General features: G+C 64.5%; 23 protein-coding genes, 5 tRNA genes and 1 pseudogene. 12 read left to right on the top strand and 17 right to left on the bottom strand.

From position 1 onward, the window contains the following. The first annotated feature begins 66 nt into the window (after positions 1-66). Both DFS21_RS16940 and DFS21_RS16935 read left to right on the top strand, forming a co-directional pair. Positions 67-2,514, top strand: coding sequence for an acyl-CoA dehydrogenase (locus DFS21_RS16940; protein WP_111532683.1), 2,448 nt, complete (start codon positions 67-69; stop codon positions 2,512-2,514). Positions 2,515-2,746: 232 nt separating this feature from the next. Beyond that, positions 2,747-3,157 carry a PA2817 family protein gene (locus DFS21_RS16935; RefSeq protein ID WP_110698185.1) on the top strand — a complete coding sequence of 137 codons (411 nt, stop codon included), beginning with the start codon at positions 2,747-2,749 and terminating at the stop codon, positions 3,155-3,157. 68 nt (positions 3,158-3,225) lie between these two features. Here the strand turns inward: DFS21_RS16935 and DFS21_RS16930 are convergent, their stop codons facing one another. The 6 genes from DFS21_RS16930 to DFS21_RS16905 form a co-directional block, all read right to left on the bottom strand. Beyond that, the gene (locus tag DFS21_RS16930; protein WP_110698183.1) at positions 3,226-3,450 is read right to left on the bottom strand and encodes a hypothetical protein; all 225 of its coding nucleotides are present in this window, start codon (positions 3,448-3,450) and stop codon (positions 3,226-3,228) included. Between the two features lie 248 nt (positions 3,451-3,698). Next, positions 3,699-3,774, bottom strand: a tRNA-Gly gene (locus tag DFS21_RS16925). A gap of 80 nt (positions 3,775-3,854) precedes the next feature. Beyond that, positions 3,855-3,930, bottom strand: a tRNA-Gly gene (locus DFS21_RS16920). A 4-nt stretch (positions 3,931-3,934) separates the two neighbouring features. Then, positions 3,935-4,010, bottom strand: a tRNA-Glu gene (locus tag DFS21_RS16915). A gap of 92 nt (positions 4,011-4,102) precedes the next feature. After that, a tRNA-Gly gene (locus DFS21_RS16910) sits at positions 4,103-4,178 on the bottom strand. 4 nt (positions 4,179-4,182) lie between these two features. Then, positions 4,183-4,258: transfer RNA gene (locus tag DFS21_RS16905), tRNA-Glu, on the bottom strand. A 446-nt stretch (positions 4,259-4,704) separates the two neighbouring features. On the opposite strand from DFS21_RS16905, the gene DFS21_RS16900 reads away from it, so the two are divergent. Continuing rightward, on the top strand, positions 4,705-5,472 hold the full coding sequence (locus tag DFS21_RS16900) for a hypothetical protein (protein WP_046856553.1): 768 nt from the start codon (positions 4,705-4,707) through the stop codon (positions 5,470-5,472). Positions 5,473-5,556: 84 nt separating this feature from the next. Here DFS21_RS16900 and DFS21_RS16895 read toward each other — a convergent pair whose 3' ends face one another. Then, complete coding sequence (locus DFS21_RS16895) at positions 5,557-6,039, bottom strand: GAF domain-containing protein (protein WP_046856554.1); 483 nt, start codon at positions 6,037-6,039, stop codon at positions 5,557-5,559. Next, the gene (locus tag DFS21_RS16890; protein WP_110698179.1) at positions 6,040-6,927 is read right to left on the bottom strand and encodes an ATP-binding protein; all 888 of its coding nucleotides are present in this window, start codon (positions 6,925-6,927) and stop codon (positions 6,040-6,042) included. A 177-nt stretch (positions 6,928-7,104) separates the two neighbouring features. On the opposite strand from DFS21_RS16890, the gene DFS21_RS16885 reads away from it, so the two are divergent. Beyond that, positions 7,105-9,459: a response regulator gene (locus DFS21_RS16885; RefSeq protein ID WP_111532682.1), complete on the top strand. Its 2,355-nt coding sequence runs from the start codon at positions 7,105-7,107 to the stop codon at positions 9,457-9,459. Here the strand turns inward: DFS21_RS16885 and DFS21_RS16880 are convergent. Further along, positions 9,449-9,937: a glutathione peroxidase gene (locus DFS21_RS16880; protein WP_110698175.1), complete on the bottom strand. Its 489-nt coding sequence runs from the start codon at positions 9,935-9,937 to the stop codon at positions 9,449-9,451. The genes DFS21_RS16885 and DFS21_RS16880 overlap by 11 nt on opposite strands. Before the next feature lie 12 nt (positions 9,938-9,949). Next, a complete protein-coding gene (msrB, locus tag DFS21_RS16875; RefSeq protein ID WP_110698173.1) occupies positions 9,950-10,345 on the bottom strand; it encodes a peptide-methionine (R)-S-oxide reductase MsrB in 396 nt (131 codons plus the stop codon). Positions 10,346-10,512: 167 nt separating this feature from the next. Here msrB and DFS21_RS16870 point away from each other — a divergent pair, with 167 nt between their 5' ends. Continuing rightward, positions 10,513-11,724, top strand: coding sequence for a pyridoxal phosphate-dependent aminotransferase (locus tag DFS21_RS16870; RefSeq protein WP_110698171.1), 1,212 nt, complete (start codon positions 10,513-10,515; stop codon positions 11,722-11,724). Between the two features lie 228 nt (positions 11,725-11,952). Beyond that, positions 11,953-12,840: a protease HtpX gene (gene htpX, locus DFS21_RS16865; RefSeq protein WP_111532681.1), complete on the top strand. Its 888-nt coding sequence runs from the start codon at positions 11,953-11,955 to the stop codon at positions 12,838-12,840. Positions 12,841-12,905: 65 nt separating this feature from the next. On the opposite strand, the gene DFS21_RS16860 is transcribed toward htpX, so the two are convergent. After that, on the bottom strand, positions 12,906-13,556 hold the full coding sequence (locus tag DFS21_RS16860; protein ID WP_110698169.1) for a thiopurine S-methyltransferase: 651 nt from the start codon (positions 13,554-13,556) through the stop codon (positions 12,906-12,908). Positions 13,557-13,657: 101 nt separating this feature from the next. Between DFS21_RS16860 and DFS21_RS16855 the strand changes: the two genes are divergently transcribed. Then, a complete protein-coding gene (locus DFS21_RS16855; RefSeq protein ID WP_111532680.1) occupies positions 13,658-14,410 on the top strand; it encodes a class III extradiol ring-cleavage dioxygenase in 753 nt (250 codons plus the stop codon). An 86-nt stretch (positions 14,411-14,496) separates the two neighbouring features. Here DFS21_RS16855 and DFS21_RS16850 read toward each other — a convergent pair. Next, a pseudogene (locus tag DFS21_RS16850) lies at positions 14,497-16,213 on the bottom strand (DEAD/DEAH box helicase). A gap of 303 nt (positions 16,214-16,516) precedes the next feature. Next, the gene (locus DFS21_RS16845; protein WP_110698165.1) at positions 16,517-17,272 is read right to left on the bottom strand and encodes a spermidine synthase; all 756 of its coding nucleotides are present in this window, start codon (positions 17,270-17,272) and stop codon (positions 16,517-16,519) included. A gap of 116 nt (positions 17,273-17,388) precedes the next feature. Between DFS21_RS16845 and DFS21_RS16840 the strand changes: the two genes are divergently transcribed. Beyond that, positions 17,389-18,735, top strand: coding sequence for a class II 3-deoxy-7-phosphoheptulonate synthase (locus DFS21_RS16840; RefSeq protein WP_110698163.1), 1,347 nt, complete (start codon positions 17,389-17,391; stop codon positions 18,733-18,735). Here DFS21_RS16840 and DFS21_RS16835 read toward each other — a convergent pair. Both DFS21_RS16835 and DFS21_RS16830 read right to left on the bottom strand, forming a co-directional pair. Then, positions 18,716-19,936 (bottom strand): winged helix-turn-helix domain-containing protein, encoded by a 1,221-nt coding sequence (locus tag DFS21_RS16835; protein WP_110698161.1) that lies wholly within the window; start codon positions 19,934-19,936, stop codon positions 18,716-18,718. The two genes, DFS21_RS16840 and DFS21_RS16835, sit on opposite strands and share 20 nt — an antisense overlap. Positions 19,937-20,006: 70 nt before the next feature. Next, on the bottom strand, positions 20,007-20,225 hold the full coding sequence (locus DFS21_RS16830; protein WP_031316004.1) for a DUF1127 domain-containing protein: 219 nt from the start codon (positions 20,223-20,225) through the stop codon (positions 20,007-20,009). Positions 20,226-20,321: 96 nt separating this feature from the next. Here DFS21_RS16830 and DFS21_RS16825 point away from each other — a divergent pair, with 96 nt between their 5' ends. Further along, on the top strand, positions 20,322-21,173 hold the full coding sequence (locus DFS21_RS16825) for a LysR substrate-binding domain-containing protein (RefSeq protein WP_031316005.1): 852 nt from the start codon (positions 20,322-20,324) through the stop codon (positions 21,171-21,173). Between the two features lie 76 nt (positions 21,174-21,249). On the opposite strand, the gene DFS21_RS16820 is transcribed toward DFS21_RS16825, so the two are convergent. Further along, positions 21,250-21,999 (bottom strand): sulfite exporter TauE/SafE family protein, encoded by a 750-nt coding sequence (locus DFS21_RS16820; protein WP_110698159.1) that lies wholly within the window; start codon positions 21,997-21,999, stop codon positions 21,250-21,252. Between the two features lie 115 nt (positions 22,000-22,114). Here DFS21_RS16820 and DFS21_RS16815 point away from each other — a divergent pair, with 115 nt between their 5' ends. The 3 genes from DFS21_RS16815 (at position 22,115) to DFS21_RS16805 (ending at position 24,141) form a co-directional block, all read left to right on the top strand. Further along, a complete protein-coding gene (locus DFS21_RS16815; RefSeq protein ID WP_046856564.1) occupies positions 22,115-23,071 on the top strand; it encodes a LysR family transcriptional regulator in 957 nt (318 codons plus the stop codon). A gap of 55 nt (positions 23,072-23,126) precedes the next feature. Beyond that, positions 23,127-23,582 carry a MarR family winged helix-turn-helix transcriptional regulator gene (locus DFS21_RS16810; RefSeq protein ID WP_110698155.1) on the top strand — a complete coding sequence of 152 codons (456 nt, stop codon included), beginning with the start codon at positions 23,127-23,129 and terminating at the stop codon, positions 23,580-23,582. A gap of 130 nt (positions 23,583-23,712) precedes the next feature. Then, a complete protein-coding gene (locus DFS21_RS16805; RefSeq protein ID WP_011532840.1) occupies positions 23,713-24,141 on the top strand; it encodes an organic hydroperoxide resistance protein in 429 nt (142 codons plus the stop codon). A 108-nt stretch (positions 24,142-24,249) separates the two neighbouring features. Here DFS21_RS16805 and efp read toward each other — a convergent pair whose 3' ends face one another. Beyond that, positions 24,250-24,819, bottom strand: coding sequence for an elongation factor P (efp, locus tag DFS21_RS16800; protein WP_012271109.1), 570 nt, complete (start codon positions 24,817-24,819; stop codon positions 24,250-24,252). Between the last annotated feature and the right edge of the window lie 14 nt (positions 24,820-24,833).

Below are 24,833 nucleotides of genomic sequence, written 5' to 3'. Positions count from 1 at the left end.
CCATCCGCCCCAGCGCGTCTAAGCTCTGTGGGTCGGCCTAACGCCCGCTTCCAAGGAGGAAGAATCATGTTGCTGTTGTGGTTGCTGGTCCTGGTGCTTGGCGCCGCGTATCTCCTGCACCGGCGCCTGGCGCCCCTGCAGATCCTCGTGGCCATCGCCGCCTATACCCTGCTGATGGGCATCTTCAGCACCGCGCCAGGCTGGCTGCTGGCGCTGATCTGGGTAGTGATCGCCGCCAAGGCGGCCTTCTTCGCCCTGCCGGAGCTGCGCCGTAAGCTGTTCACCACGCCGATGTTCAGCTGGTTCCAGCGCACCCTGCCGCCGATGTCGCCCACCGAGCGCGAAGCCATCGATGCCGGCACCGTGTGGTGGGACGGCCACCTGTTCAGCGGCCGCCCCGACTGGGACACCCTGCTTGACTACCCCGCGCCCAAGCTCAGCGAGGAAGAACAGGCCTTCATCGATGGCCCCACCGAGCAACTGTGCGCCATGGTCAGCGACTGGCAGGTCGGCCAGGACCTCGACCTGCCGCCGCAGGCCTGGGATTTCATCAAGCAGCACGGCTTCTTCGCCCTGATCATCCCCAAGGAATACGGCGGCAAGGGTTTCTCGGCCTACGCCCACTCGCAGGTGGCGATGAAGCTGGCCACCCGCAGCGGCGACCTGGCCTCCACGGTGATGGTGCCCAACTCCCTGGGCCCGGCCGAGCTGCTGCTGCACTACGGCACCGAGGCGCAACGCAACCACTACCTGCCGCGCCTGGCCCGCGGCGACGATATCCCCTGCTTCGCCCTCACAGGCCCCCTGGCCGGCTCCGACGCCGGCGCCATGCCCGACACCGGCGTCATCTGCAAAGGCCAGTGGCAAGGCGAGGAAGTCATCGGCCTGCGCCTGAACTGGGAGAAGCGCTACATCACCCTCGGCCCGGTGGCCACCCTGCTGGGCCTGGCTTTCAAGGCCTACGACCCCGAGCACCTGCTGGGTGAGCAGGCCGAGCTGGGCATCAGCCTGGCGTTGATCCCCACCGACCTGCCGGGCGTGGAGATCGGCCAACGCCACCTGCCCCTGGGCGCGGCGTTCATGAACGGGCCCAACAGCGGCAAGGATGTGTTCGTGCCGCTGGACTGCCTGATCGGCGGCCAGGAAATGCTCGGCAAGGGCTGGATGATGCTGATGAACTGCCTGTCGGTGGGCCGCTCCATCTCCCTGCCCGCGGTCGGCACCGGCGCGGCCAAGTACACCAGCCTGGTCACCGGCCAGTACGCCCGCGTGCGCGAACAGTTCAACGTGCCACTGGCCGCCTTCGAGGGCATCCAGGAGTCGCTGGCGCGCATCGGCGGCAACGCCTGGCTGATGGACAGCGCCCGCCTGCTCACCGCCCAGGCCGTGGACCTGGGCGAAAAACCCTCGGTGTTGTCGGCGATCCTCAAGTACCACCTCACCGAGCGTGGCCGCGAATGCATCCAGCACGCCATGGACGTGCACGGCGGCAAGGGCATCATCATGGGCCCGAACAACTACCTGGGCCGCAGCTGGCAAGGCGCGCCGATCTTCATCACCGTCGAGGGCGCCAACATCCTCTCGCGCAACCTGATGATCTTTGGCCAGGGCGCCATCCGCTGCCACCCGTTCGTGCTCAGGGAAATGGCCCTGGCCGGGCGCGAGGACCATGACCAGGCGCTGAAAGAATTCGACGACCTGCTGATGCAGCACATCCTGTTCGCCGCCGGCAATGCCGCCAGCACCTTTGTGTTGGGCCTGGGCCTGGGGCATTTCGAGAAGGTCCCGGGCGACGCCCTGAGCCAGGGCTACTTCCGCGCCCTCAACCGCCAGGCGGCAGCCTTCGCGCTGCTGGCCGACCTGTCGATGATGCTGCTGGGCGGCGCGCTCAAGCGCCGCGAACGCCTGAGCGCCCGGCTGGGCGATGTGCTCAGCTACCTGTACCTGTCCAGCGCCGCGCTCAAGCGCTACCACGACCTGGGCTCGCCCGAGCACCTGCGCCCGTTGTTGCGCTGGGCGCTGGAGGAAAACCTGGGCCAGGCGGAAAAGGCGCTCGCCGCGCTGCTCGACAACTTCCCCAACCGCTTCATCGGCTGCGCCCTGCGCGTGCTGGTATTCCCATTTGGCCGCAGGCATACCGGGCCGAGCGATGAGCTGGATGCCGAGGTGGCCGCGTTGATCGGCCGGCGCAAAGGCGACCCGGCGCTGGAAGCCGTGCTGGAGGGCTGCTTCAGGCCTCAGGTCGAGGGCGACCCGGTGGCCGCGCTGCAGACGGCCTGTGACCTGCTGGACGATACGGCCCCCTTGCACAAGGCGCTGCATCAGGCGGTCAAGGAAGGCAAGGTGCAGGCGGCAGCCGGGCAATCGGTGATCGACGCCGCCATCGAAGCAGGTGTGCTGCAGGCGGAGGAAGGCCAACGCCTGCATCAAGCCGAGCAGGCACGTCGGGTGGTGATCGATGTGGATGCGTTCGACAAGGCGCAACTGGAGCCTGTGACAGGCAAGATTCGCTGATAGGACGACGGGGCCGCTGTGCGGCCCTTTCGCCGCGGTTCGTCGCCACGACGAGCCGGCTCCCACACCGGTCACGTCGGTTTCAAGGCCTGCGCAGTACCTGTGGGAGCCGGCTTGCCGGCGATAAGGCCGGTACCAGCAACACAAGTGCCCTGACGATCAACGCCGGGTGCCTCCCTCGCCCAACCGGCGTATACTCCGCCCCCCGTTTCAACCACCGAGGAGCGCCGCCATGGCCAACCCCCACCTGGAATACCACCTGCAACTGCTTCACCACCTGCGCACTATCCTGGCCGCGCTGGGTGAAGCCGAACAGGTCCCGGAGGAAAGCCACGCCCTGTTCCTCGAGCGCTTCGACGAACTGCTCACCCTGCTACCGCAAGACCCGCTGCAAAGCCAGTACCTGGGCCAGGACCTGATCTGCCAGGTGATCCAGCGCTATCCGCAGATCGCCCACCTGGTGCCGCGCGACCTGCTGTGGTTCTTTGCCGGCGACTGCCTGCACTTCATGCCGGATGAAGAGCTGGAGCTTTACCAGACGCTAGAAGAGCGCCGGTACGAAGCAGAGCAGAACGGCGAAGCGTTTGATTGGCATCAAGAAAAGCAACTGCTAGCCAAGCCTGCTCAGAGTGATATTCACTGATCTGGTATAGATGCATCCCGGCCTCATCTGGGCCGGGAACCCAAATCGCCAGAGCGGGGCAAGTGAACTCACTCTGACAAATCACGATCTAGCAAGTCAGGGGGAATACCAGCCTTGCCCCTAAAAAAATGATGCGCCGAAGAAAATAAGAACTCGGCTTCCAGTCGAAGTCGCTCTACCTGCGAAGGGGGGTGCTGCCCTTTACTTTCTTCATAACGCCTCCAAGCATCGACCGCCCGTTTACATATCTCCAGCTGGACTTCCAAATCCGTCTTTTCGATCGTCACGGTCATTGCTCCTTCCTTGTTCAAGACAGAATGGAGTGAAATCAGGTGCGCCCAACATTCTCCCCCGACAGAGTAATAACTGATGGAACGAGTACGAACATCGGGCTCGTAACGAGTAGCGCCATGCCGTTGTACGCCCCCAGACGACATTAGCCAACTAGTAAAATTGATAGGTGTGCCGAGCCAGCTCGCCCCAAGAACCAATCATTCGAGCAAAAAAAAACGCCACTTCAAACGAAGTGGCGTTTTCAATTTGGAGCGGGAAACGAGACTCGAACTCGCGACCCCGACCTTGGCAAGGTCGTGCTCTACCAACTGAGCTATTCCCGCAGGGTGAAGCTTTACCGCATGTGGCGTGAAGCGCCTTGAAGACCTTCACCACCGGCACCGCCGAAACGATGCATTGAAACTGGAGCGGGAAACGAGACTCGAACTCGCGACCCCGACCTTGGCAAGGTCGTGCTCTACCAACTGAGCTATTCCCGCAATATGGCGTCCCCTAGGGGACTCGAACCCCTGTTACCGCCGTGAAAGGGCGGTGTCCTAGGCCACTAGACGAAGGGGACTAAGCCGACGCTTTTCAGCGCACCAGAACATTAACCTCACGATTCAGCCTGGATTTTCTTTTCCTGCCCTGCCGAAGCAGTGCCGGAGAAACTGGAGCGGGAAACGAGACTCGAACTCGCGACCCCGACCTTGGCAAGGTCGTGCTCTACCAACTGAGCTATTCCCGCAATGTGGCGTCCCCTAGGGGACTCGAACCCCTGTTACCGCCGTGAAAGGGCGGTGTCCTAGGCCACTAGACGAAGGGGACACGCTGCTCGCACTACCTATTAAGTACTGCTTGCTTTCACTCCCTGCCGCGTTTCGCTGTGTGCTTTACGCTGCAAGTGGCGCGCATTCTATGGATGCCTCGCAGGGTCGTCAACCCCTTTGTAGAAATTTATTTAAATCAATGACTTCCCGTCATCATGGGCAGTGATGCAGGATGCGTCCGGGGATTGGCGTTGCTTTTCTGACGCCGGCTCGGCAAGCTCGTAGCGATGTGCCAGCATCTGTAGGTTTTGGATTACGGGCCGATAGATATAGACAAGGCTTGAGGGCCTGATCGCGGGCAAGTCGCATCGGCGCACCGCCGCTCCCACGAATCCGCCACAGATTCAATGGAGCGCAGGCTGTTCCGCCGGGCTGCACTGTTCGCTTTCGGGCGGACTCACTACACTCTCGATAGATGCAAAACTTCTTCATGAGGCGTTAACGGTGACACCACTTCTGATCACCCTGCTTATCGTTGCAGGTATCGCGCTGCTGATCGTGATCGGCTACCTGAACAATGTGGTTGAAAACGGCAAGCTCGAGCGTGCACGGCTCAAGGTCGAACTGGCCGACCGCCTGCGCCGCTGCGGCGAGATCACCGAGACCTTCCCTGGGCAGTTCATGACGCCTGCGCTGAAGCTGCTGCTGACCCGCCTCGAACTGAACCTCAACCAGCGCCAGCTGGCCCTGGACAAGCACAGCGGCGACCTCAAGGCCCGCATCGCCGAGCTGGAGGGGTTGATTGGCCTGGGCGAGCGCATCCCGGTGAGCAACCCACCCGCGCCGATCCACACCGAGGTCAAGGCCAAGGACGTGCGCTTTTTGCTCGAGCTGCTGCACAACCAGATCGTGCGTGCCACCCAGGAAGGTTTCCTGGCGACCAACGAAGGCAAGTACTGGGTCAAGGAGATCCGCCATATCCTGGTGCTGCTGCATATCGAGTTCTTCAACAACCTTGGCCAACAGGCCCTGCAGCAGAACCAGCCGGGCCAGGCGCGCCTGGCCTTCGAGCGTGGCGTGCAGTACCTGCGCAAGCAGCCGGAGCCCAAGCAGTACGAAGAGCAGCTGACTTATATGGAGAAACTGCTGAACCGGGCCAACGCCCAGGTGCTGGACCAGATGGAGCCGGCGGAGAACGACCAGAATGCGCTGACCCAGGGGCTCAAGACCGATGAGGACGAGACCTGGAAGAAGAAGGTGATCTACGACTGACAGTGCCGGCCCTGTCGCGGGGCAAGCCCGCTTCCACGCCGTAACATCCAAGAACAAGGGGCCTTCGCAGGCCCCTTGTTCATTTCAGCAGTCGGTCAACTCGAGGAACACCTCGACCAGGCGCTCCAGCCCTGCCTGGTCGGCCGCGCTGAAGCGCGCCAGCTTCGGGCTGTCCAGGTCGAGCACGCCGATCAGCCTGCCGGCCTTGACCAGCGGAATCACCAGCTCGCTGTTCGACGCACTGTCACAGGCGATATGCCCGGGGAAGGCATGGACGTCCTCCACTCGCTGGGTGCTGCGGGTGGCCGCCGCGGCGCCGCACACACCACGGCTGAATGGAATGCGCACGCAGGCTACCTGGCCCTGGAACGGGCCGAGCACCAGCTCTTCGTTGCGGTTGATATAGAAGCCCGCCCAGTTCAGGTCCTCCACCTGGTTGTAGAGAAACGCCGAGAACTGCGCGGCATTGGCGATGAAGTCACGCTCATCGGCGAACAGCGCCTGCACTTGCGCGGCCAGCAGGTCGTAGCCATCGAGGCCTTGGCCACTGGCGTTGAGGTCGATCATTTATTTCTGCTCCAGCAATTGCAGCCCGACCCAGTAGCGGGCGAACTGATAGGCACAACGGCCATTACGGTTGCCGCGGCCGGTGGCCCAGCGCACGGCGAGGATGTCCAGGGCTTCGTCACGCTGCCAGCGCAGCCCGGCCGGGCGCGCCAGCTGGCCGATCCAGTGCTCGACCACGTTGAGGAAATGCTCCTGGCTGAACGGGTAGAACGACAGCCACAGGCCGAAGCGGTCGGACAGGGCGATCTTGTCCTCCACCGCTTCGTTGGGGTGCAGCTCGCCGTCGACCATCTTCCAGTTTTCATTGTCGCTCTGCTTCTCCGGCACCAGGTGGCGACGGTTGGAAGTGGCATACAGCAGCACGTTGTCCGGGGCCTGCTCCAGCGAGCCGTCGAGCACGCTCTTGAGCACCCGGTAGTCGCCCTCCCCGGCCTCGAACGAGAGGTCGTCGCAGAACAGGATGAAGCGCTGCTCGAGCTTGTGCAGCTGCTCGACCACCCGCGGCAGGTCGGCCAGGTGGTCGCGCTCGATCTCGATCAGGCGCAGGCCCTGGCCTGCGTGCTCGGCCAACAGCGCGCGTACCAGCGACGACTTGCCGGTGCCGCGCGAGCCCCACAGCAGGGCGTGGTTGGCTGGCAGGCCGTTGATGAACTGGTGGGTGTTGCGGCCCAGCTGCTCGCGCTGCTGGTCGACGCCGATCAGGTCGGACAGGCGGATATCGAGGCTGACCTCCAGGGGCATCAGGTAGCCGCTGCGGCCATCGCGCTGCCAGCGGGCGGCGAGGGTGTGGGTCCAGTCGATGTCCGGGCGCGGGGCCGGCAGCAGGGGTTCGAGGCGGGCGAGGACCGATTCGGCGCGGTCGAGAAAAGCGGTAAGGCGGGCGTCCATGATGGGCTCCTAGGGATTTCAGTTATCCAGGGCATCGGAGGCGCCATCGCGGGGCAAGCCCGCTCCCACGTAATACTCCGTGGGAGCGGGCTTGCCCCGCGATGGGCCGCAGGCCCCGTTTACAACGATCAACTGAAATGAACAGACAGACCCGCCAGCAGCCAGGGCTGATCGGCTATGCTTGCGCAGCGCACGGAGCAAGTAACCGGCTTGGGACCCATGGATATCAAGTTCACCAATCGCCTGTCATACAAGCAAGCCCGGTTGACAGTCCTGGTCGGCTTCATCCTGGGAACATTGCTCAGTCTCATCCAGATCGGCATCGATTATGCCAGCGAAGACGCGTCCATCAACCGTGAAATTCAGGCGCTGCTGAAGATCAGCCACGACACGGCCTCACGCATCGCCTACAACATCGATACCGAGCTGGCCCAGGAGCTGACCGGCGGGCTGCTGAAATCACCGGCGCTGATCCGTGCGCGGCTGATCGACAACAACGACACGGTGCTGGCCGACGTGCAGCGGCCGCGCATGGAAAGCCGCTACCGACCATTGTCCGACTTCCTGTTCGGCGAGGAGCGCCTGTTCCAGGACCGGCTGTTTCTCGCCCACATGCCCGAGGAGTACCTCGGCACCCTGTATCTGGACGTCGACACCTATGCCTTCGGCGGGCGCTTTCTCGACCGTGCCGGGGTCACCCTGGTCAACGGCTTCGCCCGCAGCCTGGTGCTGACCGGCATTCTCCTGGCGCTGTTCTACCTGATGCTGACCAAGCCGCTGGTGACGGTGATCGGCGCGCTCAGCGGCAATGATGCGCGCACGCCCCGGCAGAACCGCGTGGACTGCCCCAAGGGGCACGAGAACGACGAGATCGGCGTGCTGGTGCGGGTCGCCAACCAGCAGTTCGTCAGCATGGCCACCGAGATCCAGCAGCGGCGCACCGCCGAGAACCGCCTGACCCAGTACCTCAACGAGCTGGAAGATATCGTCTCGGCCCGTACCAACGAGCTCAAGGCCAGCAACAGCCGCCTGAGCCAGTCCAACCAGGAACTGGACGAAGCGCGCCAGCGCGCCCTGGACATGGCCCAGGCCCGCGCCGCCTTCCTGGCCAACATGAGCCACGAGATCCGCACGCCACTCAACGGCATGCTCGGTATGATCGCCCTGGCGCTGGACAGCGGCCTGGCCGCCGAGCAGCGCCAGCAGCTGTCGATCGCCCACGACTCGGGCAAGGTGCTGGTGGAGCTGCTCAACGATATCCTCGACCTGTCGAAGTTCGACGCCGGCCAGCTGGAACTCGAACGCATCCCGTTCGACCTCGGCGCGATGGTCGAGGACACCGCCAACCTGCTATCGCAGAATGCCGCGCCCAGTGTCGAGCTGACCTGCCTGATCGCCCCGGACTTTCCCAGCACGGTGCTGGGCGACCCGACGCGGGTACGGCAAATTGTCAGCAACCTGCTGTCCAACGCACTCAAGTTCACCCGCTTCGGGCGTGTTGATGTACGCCTGAGCAGCATCGTCGGCGGCGTGCGCCTGGAGGTCAGCGACACCGGCATCGGCATCCCCGAGGAGGCCCAGGCGCGGATTTTCCAGCCGTTCACCCAGGCCGGCGCCGGTATCACCCGCCAGTACGGCGGCACCGGCCTGGGCCTGGCCCTGACCCGCAACCTGTGCAAGGCCATGCAGGGGCACCTGCACATCCATTCCGAGACCGGTTTCGGCAGCCGCTTCAGCGCCGACCTGCCGCTACCGGCGCATACCGAGGCAATCCCGCCGGCGGCAATAAGTGGACACGTGGTGGCCCTGGGCAACCCCGGCAGCGGCCTGGCCGAGCTGCTGCAAGGGCTGCTGCCGCGCTGGGGGCTGGATTACGTGCGCCATGCAGATGCCGGCGCACTGGCCGGCCTGCCGGTCGACCTGCTGATCACCGACGACCTGGACCACGTGCTCGACCTGCGCCCGGCCATCGCGGCGCCGATCCTGCTGGTGACCGCCTACGGCAACTTCCTACCTGCCGAACAGGCCGAGCAACTGCAACCCTTGCAGCAGTTGGCCCGCCCCCTGGCACGCAATGCCCTGTACCAGACGCTGCGCCGCATCCTGCAAGGGGAACCCAACACGCCGCTGCCCCACGAGGTGCCGGCCTCGCGCGAGTTGCGGGCGCGCATCTTGCTGGTGGAGGACAACCCGGTGAACCAGTTGGTGGCCAAGGGCATGCTGGGCAAGCTCGGCTGCCAGGTGCAGGTGGCCGCCCACGGCCAGGAGGCCCTGGACTACCTGGAACGGGACAGCTTCGACCTGGTGCTGATGGACTGCAACATGCCGGTGATGGACGGCTACGAGGCCAGCCGGCGCATCCGCCAGAGCAGCCGCTGGCCGGAGCTGCCGATCGTCGCGCTGACCGCCAACGCCATGCCCGAGGAGCGCGAACGCTGCCGCGCCGCGGGCATGAACGACTACCTGGCCAAGCCGTTCCGGCGCGAGGAACTGCTGGCGCTGATCGAGCACTGGGTGCCGGTCAGCGGTTGAGCAGCGGCTCTATCGCCGCTTTCAGCGCCTCGGGCTTGGTGGTCGGGGCAAAGCGGGTGACCTTGCCGCTGCGCGGGTCGACCAGGAACTTGGTGAAGTTCCACTTGATCTTCTGCGTACCCAGCAGGCCCGGTGCGCGGCGCTTGAGCTCGGCGAACAGCGGGTGGGCGCCGGGGCCGTTGACATCGATCTTGCGAAACAGCGGGAAGCTCACGCCGAAGTTGAGCTCGCAGAACTGCGCGATCTCCCGGGCGTCGCCCGGCTCTTGCTTGCCGAACTGATTGCAGGGGAAGCCCAACACCACCAGGCCCTGGCGCTGGTAGTCCTGCCACAGGCGCTCGAGCCCTTTGTACTGCGGGGTGAAACCGCACTGGCTGGCGGTGTTGACCACCAGCAGCGCCTTGCCGGCGAAGTCGCCCAGCACTTTCTGCTCACCGCCAAGGGTGACGCAGGGGATGTCCAGCAGCGCATCGGCCATGTTCGCTCTCCGTCAATTGCGTGGCTTGAAGTCCAGGCACACCGAGTTGATGCAGTAGCGTAGCCCGGTCGGCGGCGGGCCGTCGGGAAATACATGGCCCAGGTGGGCGTCGCACTGGGCGCAGGTGACTTCGGTGCGGATCATGCCGTGGGAAGTGTCGCGGATCTCGATCATCGCGGCCTCTTCGATCGGCTCGTAGAAGCTCGGCCAGCCGCATCCGGAGTCGAACTTGGCCTTGGCGTCGAACAACTGCAGGTCGCAACAGATGCAGTGGTAGACGCCGTCGCGGCGCTCGCTGTTGTACTTGCCGCTGAACGGCCGCTCGGTGCCCTTCAGGCGGCACACCTGGTATTGGGCCGGATCGAGCATGGCGCGCCATTCGTCCAGGGTTTTGTCGATCTTTTGCATGGTGAGACCTCGGCAGGCTGAATTTCACCTCGCACCGGCTTTTCCCTGGCGCGGGTGGCACGTATATTAGTTGGCTTCGTGTGCAAGGCAGCCAGTCTGGCACCCGGTTCCCGCCCTTTCAAACCTTTCGAAAGACGGCGGCGCGTATTCTCACTCGGGATCTCATCATGCAGTTCAGCAAATCGAACAAGCTCGCCAATGTCTGCTACGACATTCGCGGCCCAGTGCTCAAGCACGCCAAACGCCTGGAAGAGGAAGGCCATCGCATCCTCAAGCTTAACATCGGCAACCCGGCGCCGTTTGGTTTCGAGGCGCCGGACGAGATCCTCCAGGACGTCATCCGCAACCTGCCCACCGCCCAGGGCTACAGCGACTCCAAGGGCCTGTTCAGCGCGCGCAAGGCGGTGATGCAGTACTGCCAGCAGAAGGCAATCGAAGGCGTCACCATCGAGGATATCTACCTCGGCAACGGCGTGTCCGAGCTGATCGTCATGTCCATGCAGGCGCTGCTCAACAACGGCGACGAGGTGCTGATCCCGGCACCCGACTACCCGCTGTGGACCGCCGCGGTGAGCCTGGCCGGCGGCAAGCCGGTGCACTACCTGTGCGACGAGCAGGCCGACTGGTTCCCGGACCTTGACGACATCAAGGCCAAGATCACCCCGAACACCAAGGCATTGGTGATCATCAACCCGAACAACCCGACCGGCGCGGTGTACTCCAAAGAGCTGCTGCTGGGCATGCTGGAGCTGGCGCGCCAGCACAACCTGGTGGTGTTCTCCGACGAGATCTACGACAAGATTCTTTACGACGAGGCCGTGCACATCAGCACCGCGTCGCTGGCCCCGGACCTGCTGTGCCTGACCTTCAACGGCCTGTCCAAGTCGTACCGGGTGGCGGGCTTCCGCTCCGGCTGGCTGATCATCTCCGGGCCCAAGCACCATGCCGTGAGCTACATCGAAGGCATCGACATGCTGGCCAACATGCGCCTGTGCGCCAACGTGCCGGCCCAGCACGCCATCCAGACCGCCCTGGGCGGCTACCAGAGCATCAACGACCTGGTGCTGCCGCCGGGCCGCCTGCTGGAGCAACGCAACCGCACCTACGAGCTGCTCAACGACATCCCCGGGGTCAGTTGCGTCAAGCCGATGGGCGCGCTGTACGCCTTCCCACGCATCGATCCGAAGGTCTGCCCGATCCTCAACGACGAGAAATTCGCCCTCGACCTGCTGCTGTCGGAGAAGCTGCTGATCGTCCAGGGCACGGCGTTCAACTGGCCGTGGCCGGACCACTTCCGCGTGGTGACCTTGCCGCGGGTGGATGACCTGGAACAGGCGATCGGGCGTATCGGCAACTTCCTGCGCACCTATTCGCAGTAAGCGATATCGCCATCGCGAGGCAAGTCGCATCGGTACGCCGATGCGATTTGCCTCGCGATGCTTTTGCCTTACATCCTGCAACGCTCTACCCCACAGCCCTTACGGCATCCTCTGCCATACTCCTCGCGTACACAGTTTGAAATAGTCGCCCGGTTGAATAGCCGCGCCCTCCCCCTTATATACCCCGCAGTACGCAACAAACTCATCCGTCAGGAGAACGTAACAACCATGATGCGCATTCTGTTGTTTGTAGCCACCAACCTCGCGGTGGTGCTGGTTGCAAGCATTACCCTGAGCCTGTTCGGCTTCAACGGGTTCATGGCCGCCAACGGGGTTGACCTCAACCTCGGCCAGCTGCTGGTCTTCTGCGCCGTGTTCGGTTTCGCTGGCTCGCTCGTTTCGCTGTTCATCTCCAAGTGGATGGCGAAGATGAGCACCGGCACCCAGATCATCACCCAGCCCCGCACCCGTCACGAGCAGTGGCTGCTGCAGACCGTCGAGGAGCTGTCCCGCGAGGCCGGCATCAAGATGCCCGAGGTGGGCATCTTCCCAGCCTACGAGGCCAACGCCTTCGCCACCGGCTGGAACCGCAACGACGCGCTGGTGGCAGTGTCCCAGGGCTTGCTGGAGCGCTTCTCGCCCGATGAGGTGCGCGCGGTGCTGGCCCACGAGATCGGCCACGTGGCCAACGGCGACATGGTCACCATGGCGTTGGTGCAGGGCGTGGTGAACACCTTCGTGATGTTCTTCGCCCGCATCATCGGCAACTTCGTCGACCGGGTGATCTTCAAGAACGAAGAAGGCCACGGCATCGCCTACTTCATCGCGACCATCGTCGCCGAGCTGGTACTGGGCATCCTCGCCAGCATCATCGTCATGTGGTACTCGCGCCGCCGCGAGTTCCGCGCCGACGAGGCCGGCGCCCACCTGGCCGGCACCGGCGCAATGATCGGCGCGCTGCAGCGCCTGCGCTCCGAGCAGGGCCTGCCGGTGCACATGCCCGACACGATGAAGGCCTTCGGCATCAACGGCGGCCTCAAGCATGGCCTGGCCGGCCTGCTGATGAGCCACCCGCCGCTGGAAGACCGCATCGACGCGCTGCGTCGCCGCGGCTGAGCCAGGCAGCAACAAGAAAGGGCGACTTCGGTCGCCCTTTTTCATGGGCCTGCCCCGCGATGGCTTTAACGCCGAACGCTGTAGACTCGCTCAACCAAACTTTCGACACCAGCTTTGAGAAACTTCGGACTCTCGTCGAGAATCTCCCGCGCCTCGACCTCATCGAGCCGCCACCCGGCAAAACCTGTCCGCACTTCGGCGTCCGGCACCGAGAACGGTGGCCCATCGATCAATCCCTGGTCGTAATCCAGGGTCACCAGCAGCCCCCGACAGGCCGCCGGCAACTGCTCGCTCAACAACGCCATGTAGCGCTCACGCATCGGCCCCGGCAAGGCAATCAACGCCGCCCGGTCGTACACTCCCGCGCAACCAGCCAGATCCTCGGCACGCAGGGCGAACACATCGCCGCACCACAACTCCACCTCGTCGCTGCGCCACACCTCGAAGCCCCCATGCTGCGTCACCTGCGCCAACAGCCCGTGCTCGGCGAAGAAATCCTCCACCGCCCGCCGCGACAGCTCCACACCCAGCACCCGATACCCTTGCGCGGCCAGCCAGAGCATGTCCAGGCTCTTGCCACACAGCGCCACCAGCACCCGCGCGCCCGGGGCCAGCCCCAACGTCGGCCAGTGAGTCTGCAGGTACGGATTCACCTGGGCCTGGTGAAAGCCTATCTGGTTGTCCGCCCACCGCTTGTGCCAGAACGCTGGCTCCATGATCCCTCCCGGTTTTTCGATAAAAGACTGTGAAAACTTATATTGGATCTCGATCGAAGGCTGATCGAAGATGGCAGCATCTTACCTGCCAGGACACCACCATGCTGCCCAGCCTGTTCATTTCCCACGGTTCGCCCATGCTCGCCCTGCAACCTGGCGCCAGCGGCCCTGCCCTGGCCGAACTGGCCCGCGCACTGCCCCGCCCGAAAGCGATCGTGGTGGTGTCGGCGCACTGGGAGAGCCGCGAACTGCTGGTGATGAGCAACCCACATCCGCAGACCTGGCATGACTTCCATGGCTTTCCGCCGGCCCTGTACGCGGTGCACTACCCGGCCCCCGGCGAACCGGCACTGGCGCAGCGGCTGGCCGGCTTGCTCGGCGCCCGCCTGGATGAACAACGGCCTTTCGACCATGGTGCCTGGGTGCCGCTGTCGCTGATGTATCCGCAAGCGGAGATTCCGCTAGTCCAGGTGTCGCTGCCCAGCCAGGCCGGCCCCGCCCTGCAACTGAAGGTCGGGCAGGCGCTGGCGCAGCTGCGCGAGGAAGGCATCCTGCTGATCGGCTCGGGCAGCATCACCCATAACCTGGGCGAGCTTGACTGGCATGCGGGGCCGGATGCGGTCGAGCCCTGGGCGCTGGCGTTTCGCGACTGGGTGGTGGAGCGGCTGAAGGCGGGAGACGAGGCGGCGCTTGTGGACTATCGGCGCCAGGCGCCGTTTGCAGTGCGCAATCATCCCAGTGACGAGCACCTGCTGCCGCTGTTCTTCGCCATGGGCGCTGGCGAGCGGTTTGGCATCGTTCACCAGGGATTCACGCTGGGGGCGCTGGGGATGGATATCTATCGGTTCGACTGACGCTCTCACGCACAGAGTTACAGTGCTCGACACAGGCAAAAAAAATCCCCGACCTAGGCCGGGGATTTTTCATTGCAGCACCAGGATCAGTCCTCGCGGTAGCGGCGCAGCTTCAGCTGCTTGCCGGCCACGCGGGTGTCCTTGAGCTTGGTCAGCAGACGCTCGAGGCCGTCTTCGGGCAGCTCGATCAGGCTGAAGCTGTCACGTACCTGGATGCGGCCGATGGCGTCACGTGCCAGGCCACCCTCATTGAGGATAGCGCCCAGCAGGTTCTTGGCGGCGATGCCGTCACGGGCACCCAGGGCGGTACGGCAACGCACGCGGCCTTCAGCCAGCGGCATCGGCGCGCGACGCTCGCGGTCACCACGGTCGCTGCGCTCACCACGCTCGGTACGCTCGCCAGTGCTGCGCTCACGCGGAGTGTGGGTCGGCACCAACGGCTGCTCGCGCTCGACCGAAGCCAGGTCCAGCGCCTGGCCATTGGTGGCCTTGCGCAGCAGGGCCGAAGCCAGGGCACGGGCACTGCAACCCAGATCGGCGGTCAGGCGGTCGAACAGCTCGCCATGGCTGGCCTCGGACTCGGCCACCAGTGGCGCCAGGCTCTTGGTCAGCTTCTTGATGCGTGCGTCCAGCACGGCCTGCGGGTTAGGCAGGCGGGCTTCGGCAACCTTCTGCCCGGTGACACGCTCGATCACCTGCAGCATGCGGCGCTCACGCGGGGTGACCAGCAGCAGCGCACGGCCATCGCGACCGGCACGGCCGGTACGGCCGATACGGTGCACGTAGGACTCCGGATCGTACGGCATGTCGACGTTGAACACGTGGGTGATACGCGGTACGTCCAGACCACGGGCAGCGACGTCGGTGGCGACGACGATGTCCAGGCGGCCATCCTTGAGCGAGTCGATCACGCGCTCACGCTGGTTCTGGGCGATGTCGCCGTTCAGCGCGGCAGCCTTGTAGCCTTTGGCTTCCAGGGCGGCGGCCAGGTCCAGGGTGGCTTGCTTGGTACGCACGAAGGCGATCAGCGCGTCGAACTCTTCCACTTCCAGCAGGCGCAGCACGGCCGGGATCTTCTGGTCGGCGTGGACCATCAGGTGGGCCTGCTCGATCGCGGTCACGGTCTGGGTCTTGCTCTGGATCTTGACGTGCTTCGGCTCGCGCAGGTGGCGCTCGGCGATGGCACGGATCGAGGCCGGCAGGGTGGCGGAGAACAGCACGGTCTGGCGGGTTGCAGGGATGGCGTCGAAGATCACTTCGAGGTCGTCCATGAAGCCCAGCTTGAGCATTTCGTCCGCTTCGTCGAGTACCAGATACTGAACGGTGGACAGGACTTTCTCGTCGCGGCGCAGGTGGTCGCACAGGCGGCCAGGGGTGGCCACGACGATTTGCGCGCCGTTACGAATGGCACGCAGTTGTGGGCCCATCGGGGCACCACCGTAGACAGCCACCACGTTAACGCCCGGCATCTGCTTGGCGTAGGTTTCGAAAGCGGTGGCTACTTGCAGCGCCAACTCACGGGTTGGCGCCAGGATCAGGGCTTGCGGTTCGCGCTTGCTCACGTCGATCTTGTTGAGGATCGGCAGGGCGAAGGCAGCGGTCTTGCCGGTGCCAGTCTGCGCCTGGCCGATCATGTCGTGACCGGCGAGGATGATCGGGATCGACTGATGCTGAATAGCCGAAGGCTCTTCGTAGCCGGTGGCCAGAACAGCAGCAACGATATTCGGATTGAGATCGAGAGCGGCGAATCCGCCGGTTTCCTGGGTCATGGGTCTGCCTCTAGGTGCATCCGCAAAGACCCATGCTCCAAAACTGCACATGCCTTGAAAGACCAAGCGGTCACCCAGGCAGTTTTGGCGGCGGGGATTTGCGAAAACGATTGAAAAAGGAACGTCTTGGGAAGGTCCGACTAGCGGACGCTCAGCCGAAGCTGGGTTCGGAGGATTTGCACCACCTGATTCGAGGTCCGCTAAAAGACCGGCGCGTACTATACCCGAAATTGCCATGAGCTGTGAGAAATATTTCAATCCTGATGTCCGCCACGCGGGCAGTATTGGATCCAGGCTGAATCGTTTCCTCCAAAGGCTTGCGCCGCCTCCGCAGAACTCATGTCGCCGGGCGGATTGCCTTGATCAGGTAATCCAGTGAATAACCCAGGCGTGGCGCCAAGGATTCGGCACGGGCACGCAGCGCTTGCAGGTCCAAAACCTGCTCCAGGTCCGCCGGCACCAGCAGGATCACGTTACCCTCCTTGACCGGCAGCTCCCAGTAATGGCGATGGTACAGCCCGCGCAACAAGGCCGCGCCCAGTGGCTTGCCATCGTCCCCGGCCCACTGGTTGATCACCAGCCAGCCATCGGGGTTGAGCTGCTTCTGGCAGTTTTCCAGGAACCCCCAGGCCAGATGCCCGACGCCGGGGCCATAGTCGGTATACAGGTCGACGAACAGCAGGTCGGCCTTTTCGGCGCTGGGCAGCAGCTCAAGGGCGTCGCCCACCCGCACGTACAGCCGCGGATCGTCGTCCAGGCCCATGAACTCCATGGCCAGGCGCGGCACGTCCGGGCGCAGTTCGATGGCCTCGACATCCTCCAGCGGCAGGAACTTCAGGCAGGCCTGGGTCAGGGTGCCGGCGCCAAGGCCGAGGAACAACGCGCTTTCCGGCTGCCCGTGGCACAGCGCGCCGACCAGCATGGCGCGGGTGTAGTCGTACTCCAGCCAGCTGGGGTCGGCGGTGAAGGTGCAGCTCTGCTCGATGGCGTCGCCGAACTCGAGGAAGCGATAGTCATCCACCTCGTACACGCTGATAACGCCAAAGGCGTCCTCGACCCGTGCCAGCAGCCGCTCTTCCCGCTCCGTCGCCATCCCTACCACCTGCCCGCGCAAAACCGCCATTGTCCGCCAATGCCGGTGGTGCAACAAGCACGCGCGGGCGTACCATGGCTGGCAGGCCTTAACGACACTTATGGATAGAGCTTGCAATGACCCGACAATGGACCCCCGACAGCTGGCGCACCCTGCCGATCCAGCAGCAACCGATCTACCCCGACGCCGCGCACCTGCTGAAGGTCGAGCAGACCCTGGCCAGCTATCCGCCGCTGGTGTTCGCCGGCGAAGCCCGCGAGCTGCGCCGGCAGTTCGCCGAGGTGACCCAGGGCCGGGCGTTCCTGCTGCAGGGTGGCGACTGCGCCGAGAGCTTCGCCGAGTTCTCCGCGGCGAAGATCCGCGACACCTTCAAGGTGCTGCTGCAGATGGCCATTGTCATGACCTTCGCCGCCGGCTGCCCGGTGGTCAAGGTCGGGCGCATGGCCGGGCAGTTCGCCAAGCCACGCTCGGCCAACGACGAAACCCTCGGTGACATCACCCTGCCGGCGTACCGTGGCGACATCGTCAACGGCATCGGCTTCGACGCGAAAAGCCGCATTCCCGACCCCGAGCGCCTGTTGCAGGCCTACCACCAGGCCACCGCCAGCCTCAACCTGCTGCGCGCCTTCGCCCAGGGTGGCTTTGCCGACCTGCACCAGGTGCACAAGTGGAACCTCGATTTCATCGCCAACTCGGCGCTGGCCGACAAGTACCACCAGTTGGCCAACCGCATCGATGAAACCCTGGCCTTCATGCGCGCCTGCGGCCTGGACACGGCGCCGCAACTGCGCGAAACCAGCTTCTTCACCGCCCACGAAGCGCTGCTGCTCAACTATGAAGAAGCCTTCGTGCGCAGCGACAGCCTGACCGGCGACTACTACGACTGCTCGGCGCACATGCTGTGGATCGGCGACCGCACCCGCCAGCTCGACGGCGCCCACGTCGAGTTCTTGCGCGGCGTGCACAACCCGATCGGGGTCAAGGTCGGCCCGAGCATGAACCCCGAAGAGCTGATCCGCCTGATCGACGTGCTCAACCCGGACAACGACCCTGGCCGCCTGAACCTGATCGTGCGCATGGGCGCCGGCAAGGTCGGCGACCATCTGCCGGGGCTGATCCGCACCGTGCAACGCGAGGGCCGCCAGGTGCTGTGGAGCTCGGACCCGATGCATGGCAACACCATCAAGGCCAGCAGCGGCTACAAGACCCGCGACTTTGCGCAGATCCTCGATGAGGTCAAGCAGTTCTTCCAGGTGCACCAGGCCGAAGGCAGCCACGCCGGCGGCATCCATATCGAAATGACCGGGCAGAACGTCACCGAGTGCATCGGCGGCGCCCGGCCGATCACCGAAGACGCCCTCTCCGACCGCTACCACACCCACTGCGACCCGCGCATGAACGCCGACCAGTCGCTGGAACTGGCCTTCCTGATCGCCGAAACCCTCAAGCAGGTACGCCGCTGAGCAACGCCTGACGCAGCCGGCTGCCCTCAGCGCGGGGGCAGTTGAGCTGCACCTGCGCCAGGCCCAGCCAGTTGGCCAGCCTCTGCAGGCTGAGCGCCAACGCCTGGTAGCCCGCCTCGTCCAGCCCCATCGCCTCTTCGTGCACCGCATGCACCGCCAGACGTCCGTGGGCGCGTTCGGCACGCAGGTCCAGGCGCGCGGCAATGCGCCCGTCGTGCAGGAACGGCAGCACGTAGTAGCCGTACACCCGCTTGTGCGCGGGGGTGTAGATCTCCAGGCGATAGCGGAAATCGAACAGGCGCTCGGTGCGATCCCGCGCCCAGACCAACGAATCGAACGGCGAAAGCAAGGCGCTGGCTTCGATGCGTCGGGGAATCCGTGGCACGCCCGCGACATAGGCTGGCTGTTTCCAGCCCTGCACGGCGCAGGCCTGCAGGCGCCCGCCCTCGACCAAAACGGCCAGGGCGGCCTTGCTCTGCTGCGGCGAGAGGCGAAAGTAATCACGCAGGTCCTGTTCGGTGGCCACGCCCAAGGCGCCGGCGGCGTGCAGCAGCAAGCCCTGGTGCGCTTCAGCCTCGCTGGGCTGGGCTTGATCGAGGATGGCCGCCGGCAGCACCCGCTCGGGCAGGTCGTACAGGCGCTCGAAACCACGACGCCCGGCCACCGTGACCTCCCCAGCGGCGAACAGCCATTCCAGCGCGTGCTTTTCTTCGCTCCAGTCCCACCAGGGGCCGGCGCGTTCCTCGCGGGTCGACAGGCTGCCGGCACCCAGCGCGCCGCGCTCGCGCACGGCCGCCAGTACCCGGTCGATCACCTCGCGTCGCTCACGGCCAAAGGTCGCCAGTTGCCGGTAGATGCCCTTGCCGTCGGCGGCGTGGGCCATGCGCCAGCGCATCAGCGGGTAGAGCTCCAGCGGCAGCAACGACGCCTCATGCCCCCAGTATTCGAATAGCCGCCGCTGACGGCGCTTGCCCCAGGCGAGCTGGTCCAGCAGGTCGGCTGGATAGTCGCCAAGGCGCGAGAACAACGGCAGGTAATGGGAGCGCACCAGCGCGTTGACCGAGTCGATCTGCACCACGCCCAGGCGCTGGAGCATGCGCTTGAGAGTGGCGAAGGTCGGCGGGTGCGCGGGCGACTTGCCAAAGCCCTGGGCGGACAAGGCCAGGCGGCGGGCCTGGGCGAGGGACAGGCTGAAGGACATGAGGTGGCTCCGTCTGGTGTCCAGACAGTAAAGACGCAATCGCGGGGCAAGCCCGCGATTGTCGCCACCTTCATTTACGCAACGGGTCCTCCCAGAAATGCCGGTCGGCTTCCTGCTGGATGTCCGCCCGCGACAAACCAAGATCGTGCAGCGTGGCATCGCTCAGGCGCGCCAGCTCGTCGCGCTGGCGGTGCAGTTCGAACCAGCGCAGCACCAGCCCGCTGGCGTCGTGCCACAGATGGCCCAGGGATGCGGCCGGTTGGTGAGCTACGTTGAAATGACCTTTCATCATGACGCCCTCCTTGTGGATGGCTCCAGTCTCGTCCCAGGCCTAAGATCAATCCAACGAATGTTTCTGATGCCATGCATCTCGGAGATTGATGCCATGTCCCAGTATCAGAGTCTCGACGCCGAGGTGCTGCGCACCTTCGTCGCCATTGCCGAGCAAGGTGGTTTCACCCGCGCCGGCGAAGTGGTCAACCGCACCCAGTCGGCGGTGAGCATGCAGATGAAGCGCCTGGAGGAGGACATCCTGCAGCGCCAGCTGTTCGAGCGCGACGGCCGCCAGGTGCGCCTGACCGCCGAGGGCCAGGTGCTGCTGGGCTATGCGCGGCGCATCCTCAAGCTGCATGGCGAGGTATTCAACACACTGCGCATGCCGCACATGGTCGGGGTGGTGCGCATCGGCACGCCGGACGACTACGCCATGCGCTACCTGCCGGGCATTCTCACCCGCTTTGCCCAGGCCTACCCGCTGATCCATGTCGAGGTGCATTGCGATTCGTCCAAGCAGTTGATGCTGCGCCAGGACCTGGACCTGACCATCGTGACCCGCGAGCCGGGCAACGAGGTCGGCCAGTTGCTGCGCCAGGAGCGCCTGGTGTGGGCCGCGGCCAAGGGCTTCTGCCCGCAAGAGCAACGGCCCATGCCGCTGGCGCTGTTCAACACCGACTGCTTTTGCCGCGCCTGGACCTGCAATGCCCTGGAGCGCCACGGCATCGAGTACCGTATTGCCTACACCAGCCCGAGCCTGGCGGCGATCTTCGCCATCGTGCAGGCGGGGCTGGCGGTGACCGCGCAGCTGCACAGTCTGGTTGGCGGCGAACTGCGCATCCTCGGCGAGGACGACGGCCTGCCGCAGCTGCACATGGCCAATGTGATGCTACTGCGCAACGACCAGCAGCATTCACCGATTACCGACTGCATGGCCGAGTACATCGTCGAAGGGTTCAAGTAAGCCGAGGACGCTTCGCGCCCTTTTCGCCAGCAATCCGGCTCCCACAGATGGCAATGGGCTCTGCAGCCCCTTGCGCTCAGAGCTCGAACCCGAGCATCACCGCGCACACCACCAGAAACACACAGAACATCGAGCGCAATGCCTTTTCCGGCAACGCATGGGCCAGCTTCACCCCCCAGCTGATGCTCAGCAACCCACCTACCGCCAACGGCACCCCGATGCTCCAGTCCACGCTCTGGTGCAGGCCGTAGGTCAGCAGGGTCACCGCGGTGCTCGGCGCCGCCAATGCCAGCGACAACCCCTGGGCCACCACCTGGGTGGTGCCGAACACGGAGGTCAATATCGGCGTGGCCACCACCGCGCCACCCACGCCGAACAGCCCGCCCATGGTCCCGGCAAAGCTGCCCAGCACGCCCAGCCATGGCCAGGGGTAGCGCAGTTGGTTGCTCGGCGGCTTCACCGGCAGGCACATGCGCGCCACGTTCCACAACGCCAGGGCCACCAGGAAACCGACGAAGTACAGGCGCATCGACTGGGCATCGATGCCCACTGCCCAGATCGACCCCAGCCAGGCGAACAAAAAGCTGCACAACGACAGCGGCACGGCATGGCGCAACTCGATGCGGTTGCGCTGGTGATAGCGCCACAACGCCAGCAGCACGTTGGGCACCACCATCACCAGAGCGGTGCCCTGGGCCAGTTGCTGGTCGAGGCCGAACAGCACCCCCAGTGCAGGGATCGCGATCAGCCCGCCACCAATCCCGAACAAGCCACCCAAGGTGCCCAGGGCTGCGCCCAAAACGATGTACATCAACCACTCGATCATTCGCGCCTCATCCGCCTGCTCTCAGAGAATGCCGGCATGCTACCCAGTCACGGCTGGCGGGGAAACGCACAGCAGCGCACAATGGCTTTGCGTAATCCGCAAAAGCAGAATCATCATGAGCCCCGATATCCTCACCGAACAACTGAGCCTGTTCCTCGATGTGCTGGAGACCGGCAGCTTCTCCGCCGCCGCCCGTCGCCATCCGCTCACGCCTTCGGCCGTGGCCAGGCGCATCGACAGCCTGGAAAACGCGGTGGGCAGCCGGCTGTTCTCGCGCAGCACCCATGCGGTGCGCGCCACGCCGGCCGGCAATGCGTTCGCCGAACGGGCCCGGCGCATCATCGAGGAACTGCGCCTGGCTCGCGCCGAGGCGGTATCCCTGAGCAATGCCCCAGAAGGGCTGATCCGCATCGACGCCCCGGCCGCCTTCGGCCGTCGCCACCTCGCTCCGGCCATCGCCGACTTCCTGGTGGCCTACCCCGGTCTCGACGTGCAACTGCGCCTGATCGACAGTTTCGTCGACCTGCACGGCAGCCATCTGGGCGAAGTCGACCTGGTGCTGCGCGCGGGGCCCCTGGCCGACACGCGCCTGGTGGCCACGCCACTGGCCTATATGGTGCGGATCGCCTGCGCCAGCCCGGCGTACCTGGCCAATCGCGGCGTTCCGGCCTGCCCCAGCGAGCTGCCTGGGCATGACGGCCTCGACTGGGACGGCCTGGCACCGCCGTTCGCCTGGCGCTTCGAGGTCGGTGGCCAGACCCGCCTGTACCGCCCGACGCGCATGCGCATGGCCGCCAACAATGCCGAGACGCTGCTGTTCGGTGCCTTGGCCGGGCTGGGCATCGCCCACCTGCCGACCTGGCTGGTCAGCGACTACCTGCTGCGCGGCGAACTGCTCCCCCTGTTCTGCGACAACGGCCTGCCGGCCCCCGAAACCAGCGGGATTTATGCACTGCGCCTTGAACATGAAACGAACTCTCGCAGCCGCTTGCTGCTCGAATTCCTCAAGAGCCGTTTCAGCCCGGTGCCGCCCTGGGACCTGGCGCTGAGAAGCGAGCTGCGCTGGCAATGAGCGCACCAAGCTTTGGCGTGCTAGATTTTATTACTCACCGATTCCAAGGACCTGCATGAACGCCGACACCCAAGCCCCCTGCGACGCGCTGCTGCTGGACAACCAGGTCTGCTTCGCCCTGCACTCGACCTCGTTGCTGATGACCAAGGTCTACAAGCCTTTGCTGCAGGCCCTGGGCCTGACCTACCCGCAGTACCTGGCCATGCTCGTGCTGTGGGAGCAGGACGGCCTGACCGTGGGTGAGATCAGCCAGCGCCTGCTCACCGACCCCGGCTCCCTGACCCCGCTGCTCAAGCGCCTGGAAAGCGAAGGCCTGCTCAAGCGCAGCCGCAGCCGCGAGGACGAACGGGTGGTACTGGTGCAGCTGACCGACAAGGGCCGCGCCCTGCAGGCCGAAGCCCAACGCGTGCCGCAATGCATCCTGCAGGCCAGCGGGCACAGCGCCGAGCAACTGCGCAAACTGCAGGCCGACCTGCTCGCCCTGCGCGCGCAGCTGCAAGAAAACCTCTGACGTCTAAGCTGTGAGGTGGCTGTTCGGATGAATGGTCGAACATTTAACTTGCGCACTAAATAATTGCGCGATAAGTTAAACCCATACCCACTCAGCGCCGACGGCGCACAACACCCAAGCGAGGCTCAAGATGCAAAAGGTCACTCCGCTGTACATCGCAGAAGCCACTTCCACCGGTGGTCGTGATGGCAAATCCCGCTCCAGCGACGGCAAGCTGGAAGTCAAGCTGAGCACCCCGAAAGAGCTGGGCGGCGCCGGAGGTGAAGGCACCAACCCCGAGCAGATGTTCGCCGCCGGGTACTCGGCCTGCTTCATCGGCGCATTGAAGTTCGTTGCCGGCCAGGAGAAAAAAGCCCTGCCGGCGGACGCCTCGATCACCGCCAAGGTCGGCATCGGCCAGATCCCCGGCGGTTTCGGCCTGGACATCGACCTGCACATCAACCTGCCTGGCCTGGCCCAGGCCGACGCCGAAGGGCTGGTGGAGAAGGCGCACAAGGTCTGCCCGTACTCCAACGCCACCCGCGGCAATGTGGATGTGCGCCTGCATGTGACGGTGTGAATGCCATCGCGGGGCGAGCCGACTTGCCCCGCGATGAAGGCGACACGGTTTCACGAGCACAAAAAAACCCGGCCAAGGCCGGGTTTTTCGTGCTCATCGCAAGAAGGATTACTTCTTGGAACGGCCCTTGAAGCTGTTGTCGCGAGTGTCGATGTCGATCCACTCGTCGATCTGGATGAAGTCGGCAACCTGGATCTCGGTACCGTTCTTCAGCTTGGCAGGCTTCATGACCTTGCCCGAGGTGTCGCCACGTGCGGCGTTCTCGGTGTAGACAACCTGGCGGCTGATGGTGGTCGGCAGTTCTACCGATACCAGGCGGCCTTCGAAGAAGACGGCTTCGCAGATGTCTTCCATGCCTTCTTCGATGTACGGCAGAACGGCGTCGATGTCTTCGGCGTTCAGCTCGTACATGGTGTAGTCGGTGGTGTCCATGAAGGTGTACGAGTCACCGCTGATGAACGACAGGGTCGCTTCTTTGCGATCCAGGATCACGTCGTCCAGCTTGTCGTCCGCACCGTATACGGTTTCGGTCTTGTAGCCGGTCAGCAGGTTCTTCAGCTTGGTCTTCATGATCGCGCTGTTACGGCCCGACTTGGTGAACTCAGCTTTCTGAACCAGCCACGGGTCGTTGTCGATCCGCAGTACGGTACCGGGTTTCAGTTCTTTACCAGTTTTCATTACGAAGTATCCGA

The sequence above is a fragment of the Pseudomonas sp. 2848 genome, assembly GCF_003253945.1.
GTDB lineage: Bacteria > Pseudomonadota > Gammaproteobacteria > Pseudomonadales > Pseudomonadaceae > Aquipseudomonas.
The sequence above is the reverse complement of the archived record's forward strand: the minus strand, read 5'-3'. Positions and strand labels throughout refer to the sequence as shown.

Bases quoted from the DNA above. Each gene is read 5' to 3' on its own strand.
- DFS21_RS16855 (WP_111532680.1), top strand. From the start codon at position 13,658: ATGCTGCCCAGCCTGTTCATTTCCCACGGTTCGCCCATGCTCGCCCTG.
- DFS21_RS16935 (WP_110698185.1), top strand. From the start codon at position 2,747: ATGGCCAACCCCCACCTGGAATACCACCTGCAACTGCTTCACCACCTG.
- DFS21_RS16815 (WP_046856564.1), top strand. From the start codon at position 22,115: ATGAGCCCCGATATCCTCACCGAACAACTGAGCCTGTTCCTCGATGTG.
- DFS21_RS16805 (WP_011532840.1), top strand. From the start codon at position 23,713: ATGCAAAAGGTCACTCCGCTGTACATCGCAGAAGCCACTTCCACCGGT.
- DFS21_RS16810 (WP_110698155.1), top strand. From the start codon at position 23,127: ATGAACGCCGACACCCAAGCCCCCTGCGACGCGCTGCTGCTGGACAAC.
- DFS21_RS16860 (WP_110698169.1), bottom strand. From the start codon at position 13,556: ATGGAGCCAGCGTTCTGGCACAAGCGGTGGGCGGACAACCAGATAGGC.
- DFS21_RS16870 (WP_110698171.1), top strand. From the start codon at position 10,513: ATGCAGTTCAGCAAATCGAACAAGCTCGCCAATGTCTGCTACGACATT.
- DFS21_RS16895 (WP_046856554.1), bottom strand. From the start codon at position 6,039: ATGATCGACCTCAACGCCAGTGGCCAAGGCCTCGATGGCTACGACCTG.
- htpX (WP_111532681.1), top strand. From the start codon at position 11,953: ATGATGCGCATTCTGTTGTTTGTAGCCACCAACCTCGCGGTGGTGCTG.
- DFS21_RS16885 (WP_111532682.1), top strand. From the start codon at position 7,105: ATGCTTGCGCAGCGCACGGAGCAAGTAACCGGCTTGGGACCCATGGAT.
- DFS21_RS16880 (WP_110698175.1), bottom strand. From the start codon at position 9,937: ATGGCCGATGCGCTGCTGGACATCCCCTGCGTCACCCTTGGCGGTGAG.
- DFS21_RS16845 (WP_110698165.1), bottom strand. From the start codon at position 17,272: ATGGCGACGGAGCGGGAAGAGCGGCTGCTGGCACGGGTCGAGGACGCC.
- DFS21_RS16930 (WP_110698183.1), bottom strand. From the start codon at position 3,450: ATGACCGTGACGATCGAAAAGACGGATTTGGAAGTCCAGCTGGAGATA.
- msrB (WP_110698173.1), bottom strand. From the start codon at position 10,345: ATGCAAAAGATCGACAAAACCCTGGACGAATGGCGCGCCATGCTCGAT.
- DFS21_RS16835 (WP_110698161.1), bottom strand. From the start codon at position 19,936: ATGTCCTTCAGCCTGTCCCTCGCCCAGGCCCGCCGCCTGGCCTTGTCC.
- DFS21_RS16940 (WP_111532683.1), top strand. From the start codon at position 67: ATGTTGCTGTTGTGGTTGCTGGTCCTGGTGCTTGGCGCCGCGTATCTC.
- DFS21_RS16825 (WP_031316005.1), top strand. From the start codon at position 20,322: ATGTCCCAGTATCAGAGTCTCGACGCCGAGGTGCTGCGCACCTTCGTC.
- DFS21_RS16830 (WP_031316004.1), bottom strand. From the start codon at position 20,225: ATGAAAGGTCATTTCAACGTAGCTCACCAACCGGCCGCATCCCTGGGC.
- DFS21_RS16890 (WP_110698179.1), bottom strand. From the start codon at position 6,927: ATGGACGCCCGCCTTACCGCTTTTCTCGACCGCGCCGAATCGGTCCTC.
- DFS21_RS16820 (WP_110698159.1), bottom strand. From the start codon at position 21,999: ATGATCGAGTGGTTGATGTACATCGTTTTGGGCGCAGCCCTGGGCACC.
- efp (WP_012271109.1), bottom strand. From the start codon at position 24,819: ATGAAAACTGGTAAAGAACTGAAACCCGGTACCGTACTGCGGATCGAC.
- DFS21_RS16840 (WP_110698163.1), top strand. From the start codon at position 17,389: ATGACCCGACAATGGACCCCCGACAGCTGGCGCACCCTGCCGATCCAG.